This is a genomic window from Streptomyces sp. T028, assembly GCF_048159505.1.
Taxonomy (GTDB): domain Bacteria; phylum Actinomycetota; class Actinomycetes; order Streptomycetales; family Streptomycetaceae; genus Streptomyces.
Genome location: NZ_JBLRVZ010000005.1, coordinates 70,960 through 91,386, shown reverse-complemented (window position 1 = coordinate 91,386; position 20,427 = coordinate 70,960). Strand labels below are relative to the sequence as shown.

Here is a 20,427-nt window from a genome sequence, read left to right as displayed (position 1 = left end):
GCCACTTCGGACCCGCAGATGACGCACTGGACTTCCAGCACAGCGCTCAGCGCCTGCGCACGTCCGCCTTTCCGCAGGCCGTCCCGTCCTTGTTCCGGTCGAGGCCGAGCGGGTCGTCCTTGCCGTTGACCTTCAGGCGGCCGTAGTCGTTCTTCTTCAGCCAGGCGCACCGGGCGGCCGTCGTCTTCTTCACGCCCGGTGGGAAGGCCGTGGGAACACAGACGTTGATCGAGCCGTAGTGGCGGTCGCAGCCGGAGACGGTGGGGCTGACCTTCTGGGAGGTCTTCTTCCTGCCGGGGCCGGTGACCTTGCCGGTCAGGCCGTCGGCGAAGGAGTGGACGTGGGCCGAGGCCTCCGTCGCGCTCAGGGCCGCCGGGCCCTGAAGGTGGACCCACTTCGCCACCGACGGCACCCCGCCCGCATCGACCGCGAAGAGCATGTACCAGCCGGGCGGGGCCAGGTTGGGGTTGCTCGTGACGTTCAGGTCGACGTTGTTGCCGTCGACGGACAGCGGGAGGTCGACGAAGCGCTGGTTCGGGTCGGAGGAGTGGGTGACCGCCGCCGGGCGGATCAGCTCCGCCTTCGCGATGGGCCGGTCGACGGTGATGCGCTGGGTGTCGCCGTACGTCCACTCCGTGTCGATCACCGAAGTGATCGTCGGGCGCGTGCCCTTGAGGAGGTAGGGCGGGGTGTAGACCGACACGTCGTGGTTCCAGGTGCCGTTGCCCGGGTTGTCGCCGGTGGACATCACCCTGCCGTCGGGGAGCAGGAACGAGGAGGAGTGGTAGCCGCGGGCCTCCGGGTCGGCGGCCACCGGGTCGAAGGTGTTGGTCGCCGGGTCGTAGAGCGAGGACTCGTACACCGGGTTCGCCCGGTTGTGGAGCGCGCCGCCCGTCTCCAGGACCTTGCCGTCGGGCAGCAGGACCGCGGAGACGTACATCTTGCCCTGGGCGCCGGTCTCGGGGACCGGCCCGCCTCCGAGGTCGACCGTGCCCTGCGGCAGCGGCGGGCCGGCCACGTAGGACGGGTTGGCGGCCTTGAGGTCGATGAGGTCGGTGAGGCGGTTGCCGTCCGGGTTGGAGTCGATGTTGCCGCCGCCGAGGGTGAGGACCTTCTGGTCCTGCGCCGGGGGCAGCAGTACGCTCGCCGACTGGTCGCGCTCGTCCTTGTTCTGCAGCCCCGGGATCTGTGTGACGGTGTTGGCGGCGTAGTCGTAGACCGCCGCGCCCGTGCCCGGGATGTTGTTGCCGAAGACATGGCTGCCGGAGTAGAAGAGCCGGCCGTCCTGCATGAGGATCATCGACGGGTACAGACCCCAGTACGACCAGGTCTGGTTGACCTTCCACAACGGCTGCCACTGCTGTTCGGCCTGCGAGAACAGCTCGGCGGTCACCGAGCCGGTGGAGTCCTCGCGCAGTCCGCCGAACGACAGCACGTCACCGTTGCCCATGACGGTCGCCGACGGGTACCAGTGACCGTCGTTCATGTCGTTGGTTCTGCTGTACGACTCGGTGACCGGATCGAAGACGTACGAGTCCTTGAAGCCCTCGTAGCCGTGCCCGCCCACCACCGGGTACGCCTTGTTGCCGCTCATCACCAGCACCCGCCCGTCCTGCAGCTGGACGTGCCCGGCGCAGAACATGTCCTTCGGGGTGGGGACGACCTTGTAGCTGCCGTTCGCCGGGTCGTACACCGCCGAGGTGAAGGTGCCCGCCTCGAACTGCTCCTCGCTGTTGCCGGAGCCCGCGATCAGCAGCACCTTGCCGTTGTTGAGGACGACGGAGTGCATGGAGCGGACGGGGTTCTGCGTGGGCAGCACGTCCCAGCGGCCGTTCGCGCACTCGTCGGCGGTGCCGGTGCAGGTGGCGGGCGGCAGGACGTCCGGGACCTGTTCCATCGTGTAGTCGTCGGTGGTCGCGGAGCCGGTGCCGTAGACGGAGACGCCCCAGGTGATGCGGTCGGTGCCGGCGGGGACCTCGGGGGTGCGCACGGTGGCCTGGGTCCAACCCGCCTGGAGGTCCAGCGTCTTGAGGTCGGTCCAGTACTGCCAGCCGGCCGTGGTGTCGTGCCGGAAGAGCGTGACGGACGCGTCCGGAGTGGTGGTCCTGTACCAGAGCGAGAGGTCGTACTGCTTGCCCGGCGTCACCGTCGGCGCGCACTCCGTCGACTCGGTGATCAGCGCCTTGCGGTCGCCGTCCACCCGCCGGGTCAGCGTCACCTTCATCGCCCTGTCCCCGGTGTGGGCGTCCGAGGTGTGCTCGAAGGTGAAGTCGTTGTCGCCCCAGCCGGACTTCTCCCAGCAGTACGGCATCCCGTCCGCACCGGCGGTCTCGAAGCCCGGGTTCCTGATGAGGTTCGCGGCGGACGCGGGCTGCGGACTCGTCAGCAGCAGGCCCGAGGTCAGGCCCGTCACCGCCAGCAGCGCGATCCTTCTGCGGCGTCTGGTCATACGGCCCTCCTCGCTCGGGTGAGCCCCTTGCGGGGCAGGTAGACCAGCGCCTCCGTGCCCACGAACCGCAGGACGAACGTCGTCACCAGCGCCAGCGCGGTCGCGTCCAGCGCGCCCATCCCGAAGCGGTGCACGAACAGCGCGATCAGCGGGATGCGCAGCACCAGATCGGCGTTGGCGAGCAGCGCGAACCGGCCGAACCGGTCCCACCAGCGGCGGTGCGAGCGGCGGTCGCGGAACAGCAGATGTTCGATGAGGTAGAAGTTCCAGGCCACGCCGAGCTGGTTGGCGAGGATCTCCGCCGGTACGTAGTGCGCCCCGGCGGCGGTCAGGGCGTACAGCCCGAGCAGGTTCGGCAGGAAGCCGCTCAGGCCGATCAGCCCGAAGCCGATCATGCGGGCGACCGGGGAGGCGGTGCGCAGTCCCGCCAGATGACGCAGGAAGCGCAGGCCCTCCTGGGCGCTCGACTTGGACTCGCCCGCGAACCGGTCCTGGAAGACGAACGGCACCTCGCTCACGCCGCGCGGGCGGCTGCGGACGGCGAGTTCGAGCAGGATCTTGTAGCCGAGGGGCCTGAGGACGTCGGCGCTCACGGCACTGCGGCGGATCGCGAAGAAGCCGCTCATCGGGTCGCTGATGCCGTGCAGCCTGCGCGGGAACAGGGACTTGGTGAGCCAGGTCGCGCCGCGCGAGACGGCGACCCGGTAGCTGCCGGCGAGTCCGGCGCGGCTGCCGCCCTTGATGTAGCGGGAGGCGACGACCAGCCCGGCGTGCGAGCGTTCCCCGGTGGCGACCAGCTCCGGCACCAGTGAGGGCGGATGCTGGCAGTCGCCGTCCATGACGACGATCCAGTCCGAGGCGGCCGCCTTCATCCCCTCGACGACCGCGCCGCCGAGCCCGCCGACCGGTTCCTCGCGGTGGATCACGGTCACCGGGTACGGGCAGTCGCGGGCCGCGTCCCGGATGACCTCGGGGGTGTCGTCGGTGGAGTCGTCCACGAAGACGACCTCGCAGGGCAGCCGGGTCGGGACCGACTCGGTGATCTGGCGCAGCAGCCGACGGATGTTCGCGGACTCGTTGAAGGTCGGTACGACGATGGTGACCGCGCCGGGCTCGGCCAGTTCGGCGGACCGCAGCTCGGAGGCGGGTGCGCTGTACTCGGTGTGGTCGTAGGTCATCGGACGCCTCCGGAGGCGGTCTGGATGCGGCGGATCTCGATCCGGTCCTCGCCGGAGCCGAAGGTGGCCACCGGTGTCGAGTGGGCGAGGGCCGCGTCCACGCCTGGCAGGTCGGCGGCGTCGCGGCGGACGGTCGGGGAGGCGACGACGTAGTCGAGGTCGCGCCAGCCGTTCGGCAGGGTCTTGGTGACGGCGGGGTCGAGGTCGGCCTTGTAGAACCAGATCGCGCCGAGGCCGGGCCGGTATCCGGCGTGGACGAGGTCCAGCCAGAGCGCGTCGTCGACCAGGACGCGGGTGTCCGCCGGGTCCTCGACCTCGGTCGCGAGCCAGGTGGAGGCGGCCCGGTAGGGGGCGCCCGCGTCGGCGGTGACGGCGGTGCGGTCGCCGTCGTACCAGCGCGGGACGACGTACGCCCCGGCGGCGAGCGCGAGGACGGCGGCGAGGGCGTACCGGCCGCTCCTGAGCAGGCGCCGCTCGTCGGGCTTTCGCCACCGGTTCAGTACGGCGTGCGCGACGCTCGCGGTGGCCCCGGCGAGGACCAGGGCCAGGAACGGCAGCGCCTGGATGACGTACATCGCGGGCAGATAGCCGCTCGGGCGCATCGCGACCAGTGCGAGGACCGCCACCGCGAGGGAGGGGCCGGCGAGGGCGCGGGCGGTGACCGACCAGCGCCAGGTGAGCAGGAGCAGCAGGGCGCCCGCGAGGCCGCCGACGATCAGGACACGGTCGTAGTAGAGCCAGGACTGCAGGGCGCCGTGCGAGCCGGAGCCCTGGTCGAGGATGAAACCGGAACCCGGCCTGGTCATCTGGTAGGTGATGCCGTCCCACAGCGACACATGGCCGCTGCCGGGCAGCAGCTCGCCCTTGAGGAGGGCGAACAAGGGGTACGAGAAGCCGATCAGGGCGCAGGCGGTGATCGCGCCGGTGAGGGCGAACTTGCGGGTGTCGCGGTGGCTGTGCCGCCACATGGTGACGAGGACCGCTGGGAGGACGAAGAGCATCGTCTCCTTGGTGAGGACGGCCGTCGCGGCGGCGATGCCGGCGCCGAAGTGGTGCCAGAGGTGGCGGCTGGGCGAGGCGGCGAGGGTGAACGCCACGAGCGTCCACATCACCGCGAGGTTGTCGAGGAAGATCTCCCGCTGCAGGACGACCGAGAGCGGGGAGAGCCCGAACAGGGCCATGCCGAGGCCGGCCGCCCAGCGGGGCAGGGACAGCCGGCGGCCGAGGACGTACACGAGGACGGCGCTGACCGCGCTCACGACGAGCATCACCGCGCGCATGGTGCCGACGGTCATCGCGTCCGGGCTGATCAGCTTGGGGATCCAGGTCAGCAGGGCGAGCTGGATCCAGCCGAGCGGCGGGTGGTCGTACCAGTAGGTGTAGTGGGCGAGGCCGCGGCCCTCCTGGACGGCCCAGGCCTGGGCGAGGTAGGTGCCCTCGTCGTCGCTGAGGGTCGGGTAGGCGGCGATGTTCCAGCCCTGGACGAGCAGGATCGCCAGGAGCAGCACTCCGCACAGGATCAGGTCGGGCCGCGAGGAGCGCGGCCGCCGCGGCGCGGCGGTCCGCCCGGCCGGGGACGTGTGCGGCACAGGTGTGCCCTGCGCGGGGACCGTGCCGGTGGTCGCCGCGGGGAGGGTGGAGGTCACGCGGGAACGTCCTCTCGGATCACTGCGGGCTCGGGTGCCGCTGCGCTGAGGTGCGCGCCGGTGTGCTCGGTCAGCTCCCAGTCGCCCTGTCCGCGCTGCTCGCGCCAGACGGCACGCAGGGCGGCCCCGGCGAGGAGGACCTGGTAGAAGGGGCCGCCCACGATGAGCTTCACGTAGTGGACGGGGCGGACGCGCAGGCCGTACTGCTTGCCGAAGTCGTGCAGTCCGACGAGTTCGAAGACGAAGGTGACGAGCGCGGTCACGGCCGGCAGGAAGGTGACGAAGGCGATCCCGACGGGCACGTCGAGGAAGAGCGCGACCGCCACGTTGAGCGGGATGATGATCCCGGAGAACGCCTGGAGGAACGGGGTCATGAGGGTGTAGCGGGCGAGCAGCCGGCGGCCGAAGCCGGGGAGCTGCTTCCAGTCCTTCTTCCGGTACACCTGGAGGAAGCCCTGGTTCCAGCGGGTGCGCTGTTTGAGCAGGGACATGAGGGAGCCCGGGGTCTCCTCCCGGGTCACCATGTCGGAGTCGTAGGCGACGACGACCTTCTTGCCGACGCTGGACAGCCGGACGCCGAGATCACAATCCTCGGCGAGGCAGTTCGGATCCCATCCGTCCGCTTCTCTGAGGACGTCGGTGCGCACGAACACCGTGTTTCCGCCGAGCGGGATGAATCCCTTCTGCGCGTGCAGATGAAGCCGGGACCGGAACCAGAAGAAATACTCCAGGCAATTGCGCAGGCTGTACCAGCTGGAATGGAAGTTGATCAGCTGCACACCGCCCTGCACGACATCCGCTCCGGTGGTCCGGAAGGCGTGGTCGACATGGGCGAGGAGCTCCGGATGGACCTGGTCCTCCGCGTCGAAGACGCCGACGACGTCACCGCGGCAGTGCGGCAGGGCCGTGTTCATGGCCTTCGGCTTGTTCTTCTTCTCATGGGTGTCGACGACGACCCGGACGCGGGTGTCACGGGCGGCGGCACGCTCCGCGACCTCCGTGGTCCCGGGGTCGTCGTGCCCCACGATGACGATGATCTCGAAGTCGGCGTGGGTGGACTCCAGCAGCCGCTGGACGGTGTGGTCGAGCACGGCCTGTTCGTGGCGTGCCGGAAGCAGCAGCGAGAACGAGACGTGCGCGTCCCCGTCCGGGCTGCCGAAACGGGTGGAGGCGAGCACTTCGGGCGTACGCCACGCGTGCATCTGCCACCACAGGGTGAAGGCGGCCATCCAGAACAAGGCCAGGGATATGGCAGCGATGAAGACAGACGTCAGCAAGAAAGATCCCCCCAGATCTCAGAGCCCCCCGGCGCGACGGCAGGTCACAGGTGTCGCGCCACTGTGGAGAGGCTAGGGGGAAACTGTGAAGTCCGGGGAGTCTTCAGATAAAAGGCATGTTTCGGAGTCGACCAGCCGGTAGGCAGACTTATCCGAACACCGGATCGCTTCCCCTTACCGGAATTGCTGCTTCCATTTCCATTTCAGCCGCTCAGCGTGGCTTTTCAGCCATTCAGCGCGGCGCGAAGGCGTTCCGGATCGGTCGTCGGGGCGTCGCAGGTGAAGTTGCGGCAGACGTACGCCGTCGGCGCACCGTCCCTGAGCGGGCGGTCGGCGAGCAACGGGAACTCCTCGCTCCCGACCGTGCCGTACGCCACGACCGCCCCCGGCGCCGCGCCGAGCAGTGCCGCACGCAGCAGGGCCCTCGCGGCCGGGTCGTCGAACCCGGCCGCCACGACGGCCACCTCGCGCGGCCCGTCCAGCAGCGCCTCGGCCGCGGCGAGCCCCCACCCGATGAACCGGGGCACCCGCGGCCCCAGGGCCTTCACCACCCCGAGGGCCTTCTCGGCGGCCGTGCGGTGCGGCTCGGAGCCGGTGTGTGCGGCATAGCCCAGCAGCGCGCCGGCCGCGGCGGTCCAGCCGGAGGGGACGGCGTTGTCGGTCGGGTCCTGCGGCCTGCGGATCAGCCGCTGGGCGTCGGCGGCCGTGTCGTACAGCGCCCCCGACTCCGGGTCGGCGAACCGCGCGAGGACATGGTCGAGCAGGAACCCGGCGAACTCCAGCCAGACCCCCTCGCCGGTGACCGAGGCCAGCGCGAGGAACCCCTCGGCGACATCGGCGTAGTCCTCCAGCACCCCGGCGTTGGCCCCGGCCTGCCCGTCCTTGCTGGTACGGGAGAGCCGGGCCTGCTCGTCGAGATGCAGCCGTACGAGGAGATCGGCGGCGCCCACGGCCGCGGCCACCAGGTCGGGGCGGTCGAAGTAGGCGCCGGTCTCGGCGAGCGCGGCGATCGCGAGCCCGTTCCAGGCGGCGACGACCTTGTCGTCCCGGCCCGGGGCGGGACGCTCGGCCCGCTTCCTCAGCAGCCGCTCCCTGACGTCGGCGATCCTCTCCGCGTCGAAGACGCTGTCCTGCTGGGGCAGCCGGAGCACGGAGGCACCCTCCTCGAAGGTGCCCTCCTGTGTGACCCCGAAGTAGTGCGCGGCGAGCCGGGCGTCCTCGGCGCCGAGCACCTCGGTCAGCTGCGCGGGCGTCCACACGTAATAGGCGCCCTCGACATGCTTCCCGCTCCCGTCGTCGCTGTCGGCGTCGAGCGCCGAGGCGAACCCGCCCTCCTCGGTCCGCAGCTCCCGCACCATGAAGTCGGCGGTCTCCAGGGCGACGCGCCGGGCGAGCTCGGAGCCGGTGGCCCGCCAGAGGTGTGCGTAGACCCGGCAGAGCAACGCGTTGTCGTACAGCATCTTCTCGAAGTGCGGCACGGTCCAGTCGCGGTCGACGGAGTACCGGGCGAACCCGCCGCCGAGCTGGTCGTAGATCCCGCCCCGCGCCATCCGCTCACAGGTGTCCTGGGCCATCTGCAGCGCGCCCTCGGCGCCGGTACGGGCGTGATGCCGCAGCAGGAACTCGACCACCATGGACGGCGGGAACTTCGGCGCCCCGCCGAACCCGCCCCGCTGCGGGTCGTACTCCCTGGTCAGCCCGAGCAGCGCCTGCGACAGCTCCTGCTCCCCCGGCGCCTTTCCGTCCCCGAAGGAGATCTCCCGCTCCGACAGATCCCGCACGATCTTCCCGGCGACCTCGGCGACCTCCTCCCGCCGCGTGTCCCAGGCCTGCTGCACACCCTCCAGCACCTGCCGGAACGACGGCATGCCGTGCCGGGGCGCCGGCGGAAAGTACGTACCGAAGTAGAACGGCTCCGCGTCCGGCGTCAGGAACACCGTCATCGGCCACCCGCCCTGCCCGGTGGCGGCCTGCACGGCCTCCATGTAGACGGCGTCGACGTCGGGACGCTCCTCGCGGTCGACCTTGATGCTCACGAAGTCCGCGTTGAGCCGGTCCGCGGTCTCCCGGTCCTCGAAGGACTCGTGCGCCATCACATGACACCAGTGGCAGCTGCTGTACCCGACGCTCAGCAGGACCGGCACACCCCGCCGCCGCGCCTCCTCGAAGGCCTCCTCCGACCAGGGCCACCAGTCGACCGGGTTGTCGGCGTGCTGGAGCAGATACGGGGACGTCTCATGAGCCAGTCGGTTCGGCATGGGGTCCATCCTGCCCCAGTCCCGGGAACGGCTCGCGTCAGACGGCGTCCCAGACCGTGACCTCCAGCCGGGCCAGGCCGGCGGGCGGAGCGGTGAGGATCTTGAGGTGGACGACGCGGCCCTGGTCGGTCAGCAGGCAGAAGCGGCCGCCGCGCTCGGCCGGCGAGGTGTAGGTGGCGTTGCGGTCCACGCTCTCGGCGCACTCCTCGGCCGTCGGGTCGGCGCCGGAGGCGGGCAGCGGGGCGAGGGTGGTGTTGGAGTCCGGCACGAAGAGGTCGGGGGTGCCGGTGGAGGCGCTGATGATGAGGTCCGCGCCCTTTGTTCCGGGCGGCGACACGAGCGGCGGCGTCGTGTCGAACTCCAGGTAGGAACCGGCGTTGGTGGTGTCGGCCTCAACCACCTTCGGCCCGAACAGCGGGTCGGCCGCGGAACCGGCGGCGCCGGCCGACGCGGTGGAGCGGTCCTCGCCGGTGGATCCCGTCGCACCGGACCGCTGTGCGGCGTTGGACGCGGACCCGGCGTTCGTGGCGCCGTTGTCGTCGTCCGACGAACCCGGGCGGCCCACGAGGAGGGTCACGATGATGCCGACGACCGGGATGACGATTCCGACGACCCACCAGGCCCAGCGGGGCTGGTGACCGCCCGGCGGGTGGGGCGGACCGGCAGGCGGGTGGGGTGGGCCGTAGGGCGGTTGGGGCTGGCCGTACGGCGATTGGGGTTGACCGGCAGGCGGTTGGGGCCGGCCGTGCGGCGGTTGGGGCGGCCCGCCGGACGGCAGCCCGTTGTCCGTGCTCATGACATCCGCCGTCATCATGCTCATCGCTCGGTTGCTGCGGTCACGATAGCGAAGCCCGCCGACGCATCGGAAACCCTCCGCCCTCTCGCGCCACGAGAGGCGTCCGCCGCACACTTGACCGGACGAACGCCGTGCCGCCGGAGGGGGACGGGTCATGCGGAACAGTCACAAGGCAGAGGCCGAGCGGTTGTTGGCGCGGGCCGTGGAGGAAGAGGTACGGCGGTCGGGCGGGCGGACCGACCGGCAGGCGCTGATGACCCGGGCGCGCGGGGCACTGGACTCGATGGTGGAGACCGCCGCCGAGGAGTACGAGGCGTACGCGCGGGCACTGGCGGAGCGCGAGGCCGGACAGGTCAGCTTCGCCCAGCGCTACGCCCGCGAGGGTGGGCGAACTCCCCTGCTGGTGGCGGGTGTCGCGTCCGTCACCGCCGCCGTCGCCGACCTCGCGCTGGGCACCGGCCCCGGTACGGCTTTCGGCGCCGGGGTGGCGGTCGGGGTGGTCGGGGCCGCGGCGACCGTGGTGAAGGTGGCGGGCTCGCATCTGCCGGCCGCGCACCATCACGCCGGCGAGGCCGGACAGCCCGGCGGCGCCGAGCAGTTGCGGCTGCAGTGGCTGACGGCGCTGGAGGTACGCGGGATCCGCCCGTTCCTGGACCAGCAGCGGGTGCTGAGCGCGACGACCGGGCCTCGGCCGAGGAACGCGCCGGGCCCGCAGTTGAAGGGCACGGACAAGAGCGCGGCGGCCCGCGGGCGGACGATGCTGGAGCAGTCGTTCGGGCAGCTCCCTGAGCCCGTGGGCCCGTTCGCGGGACGACGGGCGGAACTGGCGCAGATCCGGCAGTGGGTGCAGTCGGCCCGGGCGAGCACGCAGACCAGGCCCACGGTCGTCGTCCTGCACGGCCCGCCCGGCAGCGGCCGCAGCACCCTCGCGGTGCGGGCGGCGCACGATCTGCGCGACCAGTTCCGCGGCGCCTGCGTGGTCGATCTGCGCGGCGACAGCGCCGAGGGCACCCCGCTGTCCACCCGGGACGCCCTGCTGCATCTGCTGAACCGCCTCGGCGCACCCCGCGAACAGCTCCTCTTCCGTGAGCGCTCGTCCCCCGACCAACAGCTCAAACGCCTCGCCGACCTCTACTACCAGCACCTCACGGGCCTGCCCGTCATCGTCCTCCTGGACGACGCCTCCGATCCCGAGCAGGTGCGCACCCTCGTCCCGGAACGCTCCGACAGCCTGGTCCTGGTCACCGCCCGGGACCCGCTGGAGCTTCCCGCCGAACTGTCCGCCTGGACGCACCGGCTGCCGGTGCGCCCCCTGGAGGCGGCCGGCGCGGAGGAATTGCTGGGTGCCGCCGCCCAGGACACCTCGGGTCCGTACGACGCCGAATCCGCCGACCGGATACGGGAGTTGTGCGGCGGGCTGCCGCTGGCGCTGCGCATCGCGGGCTCCTCGCTGGGCCCGCGCTCACCGCGCGCACTGGCCACGGACCTCGGGGCGTACGGCCCCGTCGAACCCGTCGAGCGCGCCCTGTGGCTGCGCTACACCGACCAGCCCGAAGGCACCCGCCGCCTGCTGCGGCGGCTGGCGCTGGCCGGACGGGCCTCGCTCGGCGCGGCCGCGGCCGCCGCCCTCCTCGCCACCGACCGCGAGGAGGCGACCCGGCATCTCACCGCCCTCGCGGACGCGGGCCTGGTCGACCGGGTCCGCGGCGACCGCTACCGCCTGCACGACCTGGTCCGCGCCTTCGCCCAGGCCCGGCTGCTGGACGAGGAGGAACACTCCGAGCTCACGGCGGCCCAGGAACGCCTGATCGTCAGCTACGCCGAACTCGCCGACTCCGTCCTGCGCCTCGTCGACGGCAACATGTCGACCCGCTCGGACCGCTTCACCCCGCACGGCTTCACCTCCCTCGACGAGGCCCTGCGCTGGCTGGACGACGAGTCGAGCTTCATCACCGCGACCCTGCGCCAGGCGGAGGGCGTGCACGAGACCGCCGTACTGAGCCTGCTCGGCGCGCTGTGCGACTACTGCCTGCTGCGCGGCGACCTCTACCGCCTCGGCGAGATCAGCGAGCTGGCCCAGACGGTCGGCCAGGACCTGCTGGTGCGGTCCGTTCAGTGGCGTACCGGTATCGCGGCCCGGCAGCTCGGCGAGCTCGACAAGGCCCGCACCACCCTGGCCTCGGTCGTCGACCTCTACCTCCAGGCCCATCACGACGCGGGCGCGGCCCGTGCCCTGTGCTCCCTGGGCATCACCCTGCACCACCAGGGCAGTCTCACGGAGGCGGCGGCGAAACTGCGGGAGGCGATGGACCTGCAGGCCGCACCCGAGCTGGCGACCGACCGCGCCTGGACCATGCACGCGCTGGCCGCCGTGGAACGGGACCGGGCCCGGCTCGGCGAGGCCCTGGACCTGCTGACCCGCTCCCTGGTGCTGCACCGCGAGGGCGGCTCCGTGCACGGAGAGGCCTGGGCCCACTTCCAGCTCGGCCAGCTGAACCTGCGCCGCGGCGACGTCCCCGCCGCCGAGACCGAACTGCGCCGCGCCCTCGACCTGTACGGCCGTACCCACGACGAACGCGGCGAGGCCTGGGCGCTGACCCAGTTGGCCCGGGCCCGCATGATCGCCGGTGACCCGTCGCCCGCGGTGGAGGGGCTGCGCGCGGCGGCGGCCAGGCACCGCGGCAACGAGGACGCCCGCGGCGAGGCCTGGACCGTGTACTACCTGGGCCTCGCCCTGGAGGAGACCGGCGACCTGGACAACGCCGTCCGCGAACTGGAACGCTCACGCTCCCTGTTCTCCCGGATGCGTGACGTCTACGGCCTGGCCTGCGCCCGCCATCACTCGGCGCGCGTCACCCGGGACCAGCGGGCCGCCCAGACCGGCTCCCTGCGCAACTCCGGCTTCGCCCGGCAGCTCCTCGTCGACGCCCGCGCCGACTTCCAGCGCATCGGCGTCGCCCACGGCGAGGCCTGGACCTGCCTGGAACTCGCGATCATCGAGGCGGGCAACGCGCGCACCCAGCAGGCCCTGGCCCTGTGCGACGAGGCGGCCGGCCTGTTCTCCTCCTTCGGCGACCGCCGCGGCGAGGACTGGGCCCGTTTCCTGCGCTGCACCCTCCTGCCGTACGGCGCACCGGGCGGCGTGGAGGTCGGCACGGCCGTGGCCCAGGAGGAACTGGCCCAGCTCAGCCGCACCACCCACCCCCTGCGCGACACCAAGCTGTCCGAGTCCCTCGCCGCCTACGCCATCCTCCTGGAACGCGGCACCCGCCTGGAGACGGGCTGGCAGGCCTGGCGCCTCGGCCTGGTACCGGGCCGCCACGAGCGCGAGGTGATGGGGGTGGCGGTGAACGAGGGATAGGCGGGACGGGCCCGCGGGCTCAGGAGCGGGACTGCTCCCCCTCCTCGGCCCGAGGGCCCGGCCGGGCCGCGCTCAGCCCTTCGCCGGGGAGGCCTTGCCCGTCGAGCCCGGCGCGGGAGTCTCCTCGCCGTCCGCCGGGGCCTCCTTGAAGTCGACCTTGCCCATGTGCTTGTTCATCGACTTCATCAGGGCCCACACCGCCACTGCCATCACCGCGAACACGATGAAGCCGAGGACGCCGGGGGTGACCTTGTTCTCGTCGACCTCCTTGGCGAGGGGGACGAGGTGCGTCATTGCCAGGCTCACGCTTGCGCTCATGTCAGGCATTGTCCCGGACGCCCGCGAAGAGGTCGTCCTCGGGGATGGAGGTGTCGACGAGAGCCTTCGCGAGCTCGTACTCCTCGGTCGGCCAGACCTCCTTCTGGATCTCCATCGGCACCCGGAACCAGCCGCCGTCGGGGTCGATCTGCGTGGCGTGGGCGATCAGCGCCTTGTCACGGATCTCGAAGAAGTCGGCGCACGGGATGTGCGTGGTGAGCGTGCGCTCCTTCACCCCGAACTCCGCCCAGCGCTTGAGCCACTCCCCGTACGGCGACTCCAGACCGCGGTCGAGCATCGCCTGGTGCAGCGCCTCGGTCCGGGGACGGTTGAAGCCCTGGTTGTAGTACAGCTTCAGCGGCCGGTACGCGGGCCCGTACTCGGCCTCGGGGTACTTCTCGGTGTCGTCAGCGCCCTCGAACGCCACCACCGAGATCTTGTACGTCATGATGTGGTCGGGGTGCGGGTAGCCGCCGTTCTCGTCGTAGGTGGTGATCACCTGGGGACGGAAGGAGCGGATCTGCCTCACCAGCTCGCCGGCCGCCTTGTCCACGTCCTCCAGGGCGAAGCAGCCCTCGGGCAGCGGCGGCAGCGGGTCGCCCTCGGGCAGGCCGGAGTCGACGAAGCCGAGCCACTCCTGCTTGATGCCGAGGATCTCGCGGGCCTCGTCCATCTCCTTCTTGCGTACCTCGTGGATGTGCTCCTCGATGTACTTGTCGCCCTGGAGCTTGGGATTGAGGATGGAGCCGCGCTCCCCGCCCGTGCAGGTCACCACCAGCACGTCCACCCCCTCGGACACGTACTTCGCCATGGTGGCCGCGCCCTTGCTCGACTCGTCGTCGGGGTGCGCGTGCACGGCCATCAGTCGCAGCTGGTCAGTCAAGACTCAATCCTCGGTAAGTCGGCGCCCGTGTGAGCCGGCGCGATAGCAGGCTTCTATAGTGACCGAATCGGGGGGCGAATAATTCCAGGGCCCTGGCCTGCCGAGAGGACGATCATGAGCACGGCGAGCACCCGAGCGCCCGAAGGCCGCTACGGCCGCGCCTCGGACGAGCGGGCCGACCGCACCCTGAAGATCGTCGGCGCCGTGCTCAGCGGGGTCCTGCTCGTGGTCGTCGGCTTGTTCGCCTACCACTACGTCGGCCAGAACAAGATCAGCGCCGAGGTGATCACCTTCAAGGCGACCTCGGACTCCGCGGTCGAGGTGCACCTGGAGGTCCGCAAGGACGCGGGTGCGAGCGGCTACTGCACGGTGCGCTCCCAGGCGGGCGACGGCGCCGAGGTGGGCCGGGCGGACTTCCGCTTCTCCGGGTCGGACACCCGCATCGACAAGGTGGTCACCCTCCGCACGACGGCCAAGGGCACGACGGCCGAGCTGCTGGGCTGTCACGCCGACTGAGGATGCCCCTGTCCTCCACATTGCGTACACGCTGACCTGCGTTGACGTAAGTCTGGTGGCTTATGTCCTCCCCCTTTGCCCGCGGAATTGTTAGGCTCGTGGTTTCGCCCATCCCCTGAGGAACATGCTTGAGGGTAGGGCGATGCTTTGTATTCCCAGTACCGACGAGGAGCACCTGTGACCCAGACCAGCGAGTCCGTCACCTGGCTTACCCAGGAGGCGTACAACAAGCTCAAGGAAGAGCTTGAGCACCTTACTGGTCCTGCGCGCACGGAGATCGCCGCCAAGATCGCGGCGGCGCGCGAGGAGGGCGACCTGCGCGAGAACGGCGGGTACCACGCGGCCAAGGAGGAGCAGGGCAAGCAGGAGCTCCGCGTGCGCCAGCTGACCCAGCTCCTCGAGAACGCCAAGGTCGGCGAGGCTCCGGCCTCCGCGGACGGCGCCGTGGCGCCCGGCATGGTCGTGACGATCGCCTTCGACGGTGACGAGGACGACACCATGACGTTCCTGCTCGCCTCGCGCGAGTACGCGAGCGCCGACATCGAGACCTACTCGCCGCAGTCCCCGCTGGGCACCGGCGTGATCGGTCACAAGGTCGGCGAGGACGCGGAGTACGAGCTGCCGAACGGCAAGAAGGCCTCCGTGCGCATCCTCAAGGCCGAGCCCTACAGCGGCTGAGCCCTCCCCTTCTCCTGACGAGCCCCTGGCGCCCGAGCCGCCGGGGGCTTCGTCGTGCCGGTTCGTCGCGGCCCGGGTGTCAGGCCGTCGCCGAGCGGTACTTGCGGACCGCCAGCGTGCGGAAGATCAGCACGATCAGGACCGAGTAGATCAGCGAGGCCCAGACCGGGTGCTCCATGGGCCAGGCGTCGGAGGGCGACTGTCCCGGGTTGGCGAACAGCACCCGGCAGGCCTGGACGGTGGCGCTGAACGGGTTCCACTCGGCGATGGTGCGCAGCCAGGGCGTCATGTTGCTGGTGTCGACGAAGGCGTTGGATATGAAGGTCACCGGGAAGAGCCAGATCAGCCCACCGGAGGTGGCCGCCTCCGGGGTGCGGACGCTCAGACCTATCAGGGCGCCGATCCAGGTGAACGCGTAGCCGAGCAGGAGCAGCAGGCCGAAGGCCGCCAGGATCCGTCCGGCGTTGGTGTATCCGTCGGACCCGGGACGCCAGCCGACCAGGAGGGCGACGACCGCCAGGACGAGCAGGGTGAGCGCGGTCTGCACGAGGTCGGCGAGGGTCCGTCCGGTGAGGACCGCGCCACGCGCCATGGGCAGTGAGCGGAAGCGGTCTATCAGGCCCTTGTGCATGTCGTCGGCGATGCCGGCACCGGCCCCGGCGGTGGCGAAGGTGACGGTCTGCGCAAAGATCCCCGCCATCAGGAAGTTCTTGTAGTCGGTGGCGCTGGTGCTGTCGCCGATCCGCATGGAGCCGCCGAAGACATAGGTGAACAGCACGACGAACATAATGGGCTGGATCAGCCCAAAAATGACCATCTCAGGAATCCGACTCATGCGGATCAAGTTGCGTTTTGCAACGACCAGTGAGTCGCGGACGGACTGACCCATCGGGTGGGTGGGGGCCGTTCCCCGGACGGTGTCGGTGACGGCGGTCATGCGACGGCCTCCTTGCCCTTCTGTCCGCTCTTGTCTCTGTCCTTGCCCTTGCCCTTGCCCTTGCTTTGCTCGTCGCCGTTCCCCTCGGGCTTCATCTCTGCCACATGTCCGGTCAGGGACAGGAAGACGTCGTCGAGGGTGGGGCGGCGCAGGCCTATGTCGTCCATCTCTATGCCGCGGGTGTCCAGCTCGCGGATGACCTCGGCGAGGAGCTTCGCGCCGCCGGTGACGGGCACGGTGAGTTTGCGGGTGTGGTCCTCGACGGTGGTCTCGCCCTTGCCGAAGCCGGCGAGCACCTCGCGGGCGGCGGGGATCTGTTCGCGCTCATGGACCACGACCTCGATGCGCTCGCCGCCGGTGCGGGCCTTGAGCTGGTCGGAGGTGCCGCGGGCGATGACCTTGCCGTGGTCGACGACCGCGATGTCGTGCGCGAGATGGTCGGCCTCTTCCAGATACTGGGTGGTCAGCAACAGGGTCGTACCGCCGGAGACGAGGCGCTTGATCACGTCCCACAGGAGCTGCCGGTTGCGCGGGTCGAGGCCGGTCGTCGGCTCGTCCATGAACATCACCGGTGGCGAGACCACGAGGGCCGCGGCCAGGTCGAGGCGGCGGCGCATGCCTCCGGAGTAGGTCTTGGCCGTGCGGTCGGCGGCCTCGGTGAGGTCGAACTGCTCCAGCAGTTCCTCGGCGCGGGCCCTCGCGGGCCTCGCCCTCATCTGGTAGAGCTGTCCGACCATCTGGAGGTTCTCGCGGCCGGTGAGGTATTCGTCGACCGCCGCGAACTGGCCGGACAGGCCGATCGAGCGGCGCACCTCGTTGGGGTGCTTGAGCACGTCGAGGCCCGCGACCTGCAACCGCCCGCTGTCGGGGCGCAGGAGGGTGGTCAGGCAGCGGACCGCGGTGGTCTTGCCCGCTCCGTTCGGCCCGAGCAGGCCGAGGACGGTGCCCTCCGGGACGTCCAGGTCGACGCCGTCCAGAGCCCTTACGTCACCGAAGGTCTTCACCAGGCCTTCGGCATAGATGGCGCCTGGCATAAAAGTTCTCCACGTCTTCGGGGATTCCTTCGAGAAAGCCTAGGTTTGCGATGTTTGGGACGCCCGACACCAGGCGACCGCCCATCCACCATAACGCGATGTATCGCGACTCACAATGCAATTAGCTCGTGTGGGTGATGAATGGGCCCTGACCTGCACTTTCACCGGCCTCCCGGCGGTCATGGCCGGTCAGTCGACGACCGTGTACCCCGCCTCGCGCAGGGCCTGGCCGACCTCGGCGCAGTGCGCCGGCCCCTTCGTCTCCAGGTGCAGTTCGACCTCCGCCTCGGTCAGCCCGAGCCTCGGATCGGTCCGCACATGGCTCACGTCCAGAACGTTAGCGTCGACCACTGACAACACCCCCAGCAGCGTCGCGAGCGCACCCGGCCGGTCCGTCAGACGCACGCTGACCGCCAGGTAGCGGCCCTGCGCGGCCATGCCGTGCCGCAGCACGCGCTGCATCAGCACCGGGTCGACGTTGCCGCCGGACAGCACCGCGACCACCGGGCCCTCGAACGCGCCGGGCTCGCTCAGCAGCGCCGCGACCGGACTCGCCCCCGCCGGTTCGACGACCAGCTTGGCCCGCTCCAGACACAGCAGCAGCGCGGTGGACAGCTCGCCCTCCGACACCGTGCGCACCTCGTCCACCAGCTCGCCGACGATCCCGAACGGCACGTCGCCGGGCCGACCGACCCTGATCCCGTCGGCCATCGTCGCCGGAGCCTCGATCGACACCGGCCGCCCGGCCGCCAGCGAGGGCGGGTACGCCGCCGCCCCCTCCGCCTGCACGCCCACGATCCGCACGTCCGGCCGCAACGACTTCACGGCGACCGCGATGCCGGCCGCGAGCCCCCCGCCGCCGATCCCGACGACGACCGTGCGCACCTCCGGACACTGCTCCAGGATCTCCAGACCCACCGTGCCCTGCCCGGCGATCACGTCGGGGTGGTCGAAGGGGTGGATGAACACCGCGCCCGTCCGCTCCGCGTACTCCTGCGCGGCGGCCAGCGTCTCGTCGACCACCTGACCGTGCAGGCGCACCTCGGCGCCGTACTCCCGGGTCGCGCTGATCTTCGGCAGGGGGGCGCCCTTCGGCATGAACACCGTGGAGCGCACGCCCAGCAGGGACGACGCCAGCGCCACGCCCTGCGCGTGGTTGCCGGCGCTCGCCGCGACCACCCCGGCGGCCCGCTCCTCGGGCAGCAGCCCCGCGATCCGCACGTACGCGCCGCGCAGCTTGAACGATCCCGTCCGCTGGAGGTTCTCGCACTTGAGGTGCACCGGCGCTCCGACGAGCTGGGACAGATGCCTGCTGCCCTCCATCGCCGTCACCCGCGCCACACCCGAGAGCATCTTCTGGGCGCCGCGCACGTCGTCGAGGGTGACGGGCCGCAAGGAGTCAGCCGTGCCATAGCTCATGACATCAGCATCGCAGTTCACAGGCGGGAACGACCGCTGTGACCAACCACCGAGACTGGTTTGCGCAGCGCCGGTACGGCCCGGCCTCCGGCCGCGTACTCTGTCCCCCAATTCCTGCCAGACCCCCTTCATGAAGTGAGCCCCCGGCCATGCCCACAACGCCTGAAATGTCGATGGACATGACGACCGTCGGTGACACCGGTCTTCTCGACACGCTGCAGCACGAGGTCGCGGTCTTCGCGCGCCGGGCCGAACAGACCCGCCTCGGCGGCGTCGGGCAGGTGCGCAACTCCATGGACCGCGCCGCGTACCTGCTGCTCAACCGTCTCGACAAGGAGGGCCCGATGGGCGTCAAGGCGCTCGCGGCGAGCATGGGGATCGACTCCTCGACCGTCACCCGGCAGGTGGCCCCCCTCGTCGACACGGGCCTGGTCAAGCGGACCTCGCACCCCGAGGACGGACGGGCCGTGGTGCTCCAGCTGTCTCCGCGCGGGCAGTCCCGCCTGGACGAAGTAAGGTCCTCCCGGCGGCAGTTGATGGCCGAGCTGACCGAGGACTGGGCCCCGGAGGAGCGGGAGGCGTTCTGCTCCCTCCTCACCCGCTTCAACGTCGCGCTGTCCTCCCGGATGGCCGCCCAGGGTCTGCCGGGCGCGGAGCCCACAGCGGCCGCTTCCTGAGCAACGGGGCACGCACGCGTGCGGGGCGGTTTCGTGCGGGGGTGCGTGGTTGTCGTACGCGGCTTTCGGTACGGCCGGCATCCCGCGCGTGCGCGGCTCTTGACCGAAAGCCCACCCCTGGCCTCATATGAGACCGGGTCCCCCCGCGCCGTACGTGGTGCCGCACCCGTACTCCGCCGGGATCCGTTTCCAGGGGGTCGCCGTCAGGCGGGAGGCTCGGGGTGCGAGAGAGGCGTGCGGTCCAGGAAGCCCGCCGGGCCCGGGAGTTCGAGGCGTTTGTGGCCGGGGCGGGCGGACGGCTGCTGCGGACCGCGACCCTGCTCACGGCGGAGGCGGTGGAGGACAACCCCCGCGCGCGGCGGCTGCTGACCCACGCTCTCGCGCACACGTACGCGTACTGGGACCGGCTGCGCGGCGACGACCCGTACAACCACGCGCGCGAGTGCCTCGCCGTCCGCTTCGCCCGCAGGGCCTGGCACCAGTACGGCGCTGTGCCGTTCGCACGCGCCCGCACCCGGACCGCCGGTCCCCTGGCCGCGCTCTCCCCGCAGTACCGGCTCGTCCTGGTCCTCAGGCTGCACGAGGGGGTCGCCGAGGAGCAGGTGGCGGCGCTGCTCGGGCTGCCCCCGGAGCGTGTCCACCTGATCTGCGACCGGGCGACCACGCTTGTGCTGCGTCCGCCGCGCGGGCCGGCCCCCGCGCGTGTGGGCGCGAAGGCGGCCGCGTCGTGAACCGGCCCGAACGGGAGGCCGCCGTACGGCAGATGATGGAGCGGACCGCACCGCACGTGCCGGCGGACCTGCACGCGGACGTGGTCCGCCTGGGCAGTCGCATCCTGCGGCGCCGGACGATCGCCCTGCGGCTGATGTGGCTGCTGCTGTTCGCGGCGACCGTGGCGTTCGTCGTCTGGGCGGCCACGGCCCGCCCCTGGGTGGAGCCGCCGTCGGAGACGACTCCACCGGTCACCGACTGGTGACCCCACCTCGCGGTGGGCCCGGCG

At 71.1% G+C, this 20,427-nt stretch carries 17 protein-coding genes; 6 read left to right on the top strand and 11 right to left on the bottom strand.

Going from position 1 to position 20,427, the window contains the following annotated elements; genetic code table 11:
• Nucleotides 1-46: 46 nt before the first annotated feature.
• The 6 genes from ACLZN2_RS04825 to ACLZN2_RS04800 form a co-directional block, all read right to left on the bottom strand.
• Nucleotides 47-2,449, bottom strand: coding sequence for a galactose oxidase-like domain-containing protein (locus ACLZN2_RS04825; RefSeq protein ID WP_416977092.1), 2,403 nt, complete (start codon nt 2,447-2,449; stop codon nt 47-49).
• Nucleotides 2,446-3,627, bottom strand: coding sequence for a glycosyltransferase (locus tag ACLZN2_RS04820; protein WP_416977091.1), 1,182 nt, complete (start codon nt 3,625-3,627; stop codon nt 2,446-2,448). Before ACLZN2_RS04820 ends, ACLZN2_RS04825 begins: the two co-directional genes overlap by 4 nt.
• Nucleotides 3,624-5,273, bottom strand: coding sequence for an ArnT family glycosyltransferase (locus ACLZN2_RS04815; RefSeq protein WP_416977090.1), 1,650 nt, complete (start codon nt 5,271-5,273; stop codon nt 3,624-3,626). Before ACLZN2_RS04815 ends, ACLZN2_RS04820 begins: the two co-directional genes overlap by 4 nt.
• A complete protein-coding gene (locus tag ACLZN2_RS04810; protein ID WP_416977089.1) occupies nt 5,270-6,550 on the bottom strand; it encodes a glycosyltransferase in 1,281 nt (426 codons plus the stop codon). Before ACLZN2_RS04810 ends, ACLZN2_RS04815 begins: the two co-directional genes overlap by 4 nt.
• Nucleotides 6,551-6,774: 224 nt before the next feature.
• The gene (locus ACLZN2_RS04805) at nt 6,775-8,808 is read right to left on the bottom strand and encodes a thioredoxin domain-containing protein (RefSeq protein WP_416977088.1); all 2,034 of its coding nucleotides are present in this window, start codon (nt 8,806-8,808) and stop codon (nt 6,775-6,777) included.
• Nucleotides 8,809-8,845: 37 nt separating this feature from the next.
• Nucleotides 8,846-9,604, bottom strand: a complete 759-nt coding sequence (locus tag ACLZN2_RS04800; protein WP_416977087.1) for a hypothetical protein — start codon at nt 9,602-9,604, stop codon at nt 8,846-8,848.
• Nucleotides 9,605-9,758: 154 nt separating this feature from the next.
• Here ACLZN2_RS04800 and ACLZN2_RS04795 point away from each other — a divergent pair, with 154 nt between their 5' ends.
• The gene (locus ACLZN2_RS04795; RefSeq protein ID WP_416977086.1) at nt 9,759-12,965 is read left to right on the top strand and encodes a tetratricopeptide repeat protein; all 3,207 of its coding nucleotides are present in this window, start codon (nt 9,759-9,761) and stop codon (nt 12,963-12,965) included.
• A gap of 72 nt (nt 12,966-13,037) precedes the next feature.
• On the opposite strand, the gene ACLZN2_RS04790 is transcribed toward ACLZN2_RS04795, so the two are convergent.
• Both ACLZN2_RS04790 and mca read right to left on the bottom strand, forming a co-directional pair.
• The gene (locus tag ACLZN2_RS04790; protein ID WP_416977085.1) at nt 13,038-13,292 is read right to left on the bottom strand and encodes a hypothetical protein; all 255 of its coding nucleotides are present in this window, start codon (nt 13,290-13,292) and stop codon (nt 13,038-13,040) included.
• The gene (mca, locus tag ACLZN2_RS04785) at nt 13,285-14,145 is read right to left on the bottom strand and encodes a mycothiol conjugate amidase Mca (RefSeq protein WP_416977249.1); all 861 of its coding nucleotides are present in this window, start codon (nt 14,143-14,145) and stop codon (nt 13,285-13,287) included. The genes ACLZN2_RS04790 and mca overlap by 8 nt, the downstream gene beginning before the upstream one ends.
• Nucleotides 14,146-14,280: 135 nt before the next feature.
• Here mca and ACLZN2_RS04780 point away from each other — a divergent pair, with 135 nt between their 5' ends.
• Both ACLZN2_RS04780 and greA read left to right on the top strand, forming a co-directional pair.
• Complete coding sequence (locus ACLZN2_RS04780) at nt 14,281-14,682, top strand: DUF4307 domain-containing protein (protein WP_416977084.1); 402 nt, start codon at nt 14,281-14,283, stop codon at nt 14,680-14,682.
• 177 nt (nt 14,683-14,859) lie between these two features.
• The gene (gene greA / locus ACLZN2_RS04775; protein ID WP_340376515.1) at nt 14,860-15,360 is read left to right on the top strand and encodes a transcription elongation factor GreA; all 501 of its coding nucleotides are present in this window, start codon (nt 14,860-14,862) and stop codon (nt 15,358-15,360) included.
• A gap of 79 nt (nt 15,361-15,439) precedes the next feature.
• On the opposite strand, the gene ACLZN2_RS04770 is transcribed toward greA, so the two are convergent.
• From ACLZN2_RS04770 to ilvA, 3 genes are all read right to left on the bottom strand, one after another.
• Complete coding sequence (locus ACLZN2_RS04770) at nt 15,440-16,297, bottom strand: ABC transporter permease (protein WP_416977083.1); 858 nt, start codon at nt 16,295-16,297, stop codon at nt 15,440-15,442.
• Nucleotides 16,294-17,331 carry an ATP-binding cassette domain-containing protein gene (locus ACLZN2_RS04765; protein ID WP_416977082.1) on the bottom strand — a complete coding sequence of 346 codons (1,038 nt, stop codon included), beginning with the start codon at nt 17,329-17,331 and terminating at the stop codon, nt 16,294-16,296. The genes ACLZN2_RS04770 and ACLZN2_RS04765 overlap by 4 nt, the downstream gene beginning before the upstream one ends.
• Nucleotides 17,332-17,520: 189 nt before the next feature.
• Entirely contained in the window at nt 17,521-18,750 is a 1,230-nt protein-coding gene (gene ilvA, locus ACLZN2_RS04760; RefSeq protein WP_416977081.1) for a threonine ammonia-lyase, read from the bottom strand.
• A gap of 167 nt (nt 18,751-18,917) precedes the next feature.
• Here ilvA and ACLZN2_RS04755 point away from each other — a divergent pair, with 167 nt between their 5' ends.
• The 3 genes from ACLZN2_RS04755 (at nt 18,918) to ACLZN2_RS04745 (ending at nt 20,403) form a co-directional block, all read left to right on the top strand.
• Nucleotides 18,918-19,427 carry a MarR family winged helix-turn-helix transcriptional regulator gene (locus ACLZN2_RS04755; protein ID WP_416977248.1) on the top strand — a complete coding sequence of 170 codons (510 nt, stop codon included), beginning with the start codon at nt 18,918-18,920 and terminating at the stop codon, nt 19,425-19,427.
• Between the two features lie 221 nt (nt 19,428-19,648).
• On the top strand, nt 19,649-20,158 hold the full coding sequence (locus ACLZN2_RS04750; protein WP_416977080.1) for an RNA polymerase subunit sigma-70: 510 nt from the start codon (nt 19,649-19,651) through the stop codon (nt 20,156-20,158).
• Nucleotides 20,155-20,403, top strand: coding sequence for a hypothetical protein (locus ACLZN2_RS04745; protein WP_416977079.1), 249 nt, complete (start codon nt 20,155-20,157; stop codon nt 20,401-20,403). The genes ACLZN2_RS04750 and ACLZN2_RS04745 overlap by 4 nt, the downstream gene beginning before the upstream one ends.
• Nucleotides 20,404-20,427 lie beyond the last annotated feature (24 nt).

Excerpts from the sequence above, each read along its gene's own strand:
- ACLZN2_RS04805 (WP_416977088.1), bottom strand. The coding sequence starts at position 8,808 with ATGCCGAACCGACTGGCTCATGAGACGTCCCCGTATCTGCTCCAGCAC.
- ACLZN2_RS04800 (WP_416977087.1), bottom strand. The coding sequence starts at position 9,604 with ATGAGCACGGACAACGGGCTGCCGTCCGGCGGGCCGCCCCAACCGCCG.
- ACLZN2_RS04755 (WP_416977248.1), top strand. The coding sequence starts at position 18,918 with ATGTCGATGGACATGACGACCGTCGGTGACACCGGTCTTCTCGACACG.
- mca (WP_416977249.1), bottom strand. The coding sequence starts at position 14,145 with ATGGCCGTGCACGCGCACCCCGACGACGAGTCGAGCAAGGGCGCGGCC.
- ACLZN2_RS04790 (WP_416977085.1), bottom strand. The coding sequence starts at position 13,292 with ATGCCTGACATGAGCGCAAGCGTGAGCCTGGCAATGACGCACCTCGTC.
- ilvA (WP_416977081.1), bottom strand. The coding sequence starts at position 18,750 with ATGAGCTATGGCACGGCTGACTCCTTGCGGCCCGTCACCCTCGACGAC.
- ACLZN2_RS04825 (WP_416977092.1), bottom strand. The coding sequence starts at position 2,449 with ATGACCAGACGCCGCAGAAGGATCGCGCTGCTGGCGGTGACGGGCCTG.
- ACLZN2_RS04795 (WP_416977086.1), top strand. The coding sequence starts at position 9,759 with ATGCGGAACAGTCACAAGGCAGAGGCCGAGCGGTTGTTGGCGCGGGCC.
- ACLZN2_RS04770 (WP_416977083.1), bottom strand. The coding sequence starts at position 16,297 with ATGACCGCCGTCACCGACACCGTCCGGGGAACGGCCCCCACCCACCCG.
- ACLZN2_RS04820 (WP_416977091.1), bottom strand. The coding sequence starts at position 3,627 with ATGACCTACGACCACACCGAGTACAGCGCACCCGCCTCCGAGCTGCGG.
- ACLZN2_RS04780 (WP_416977084.1), top strand. The coding sequence starts at position 14,281 with ATGAGCACGGCGAGCACCCGAGCGCCCGAAGGCCGCTACGGCCGCGCC.
- ACLZN2_RS04765 (WP_416977082.1), bottom strand. The coding sequence starts at position 17,331 with ATGCCAGGCGCCATCTATGCCGAAGGCCTGGTGAAGACCTTCGGTGAC.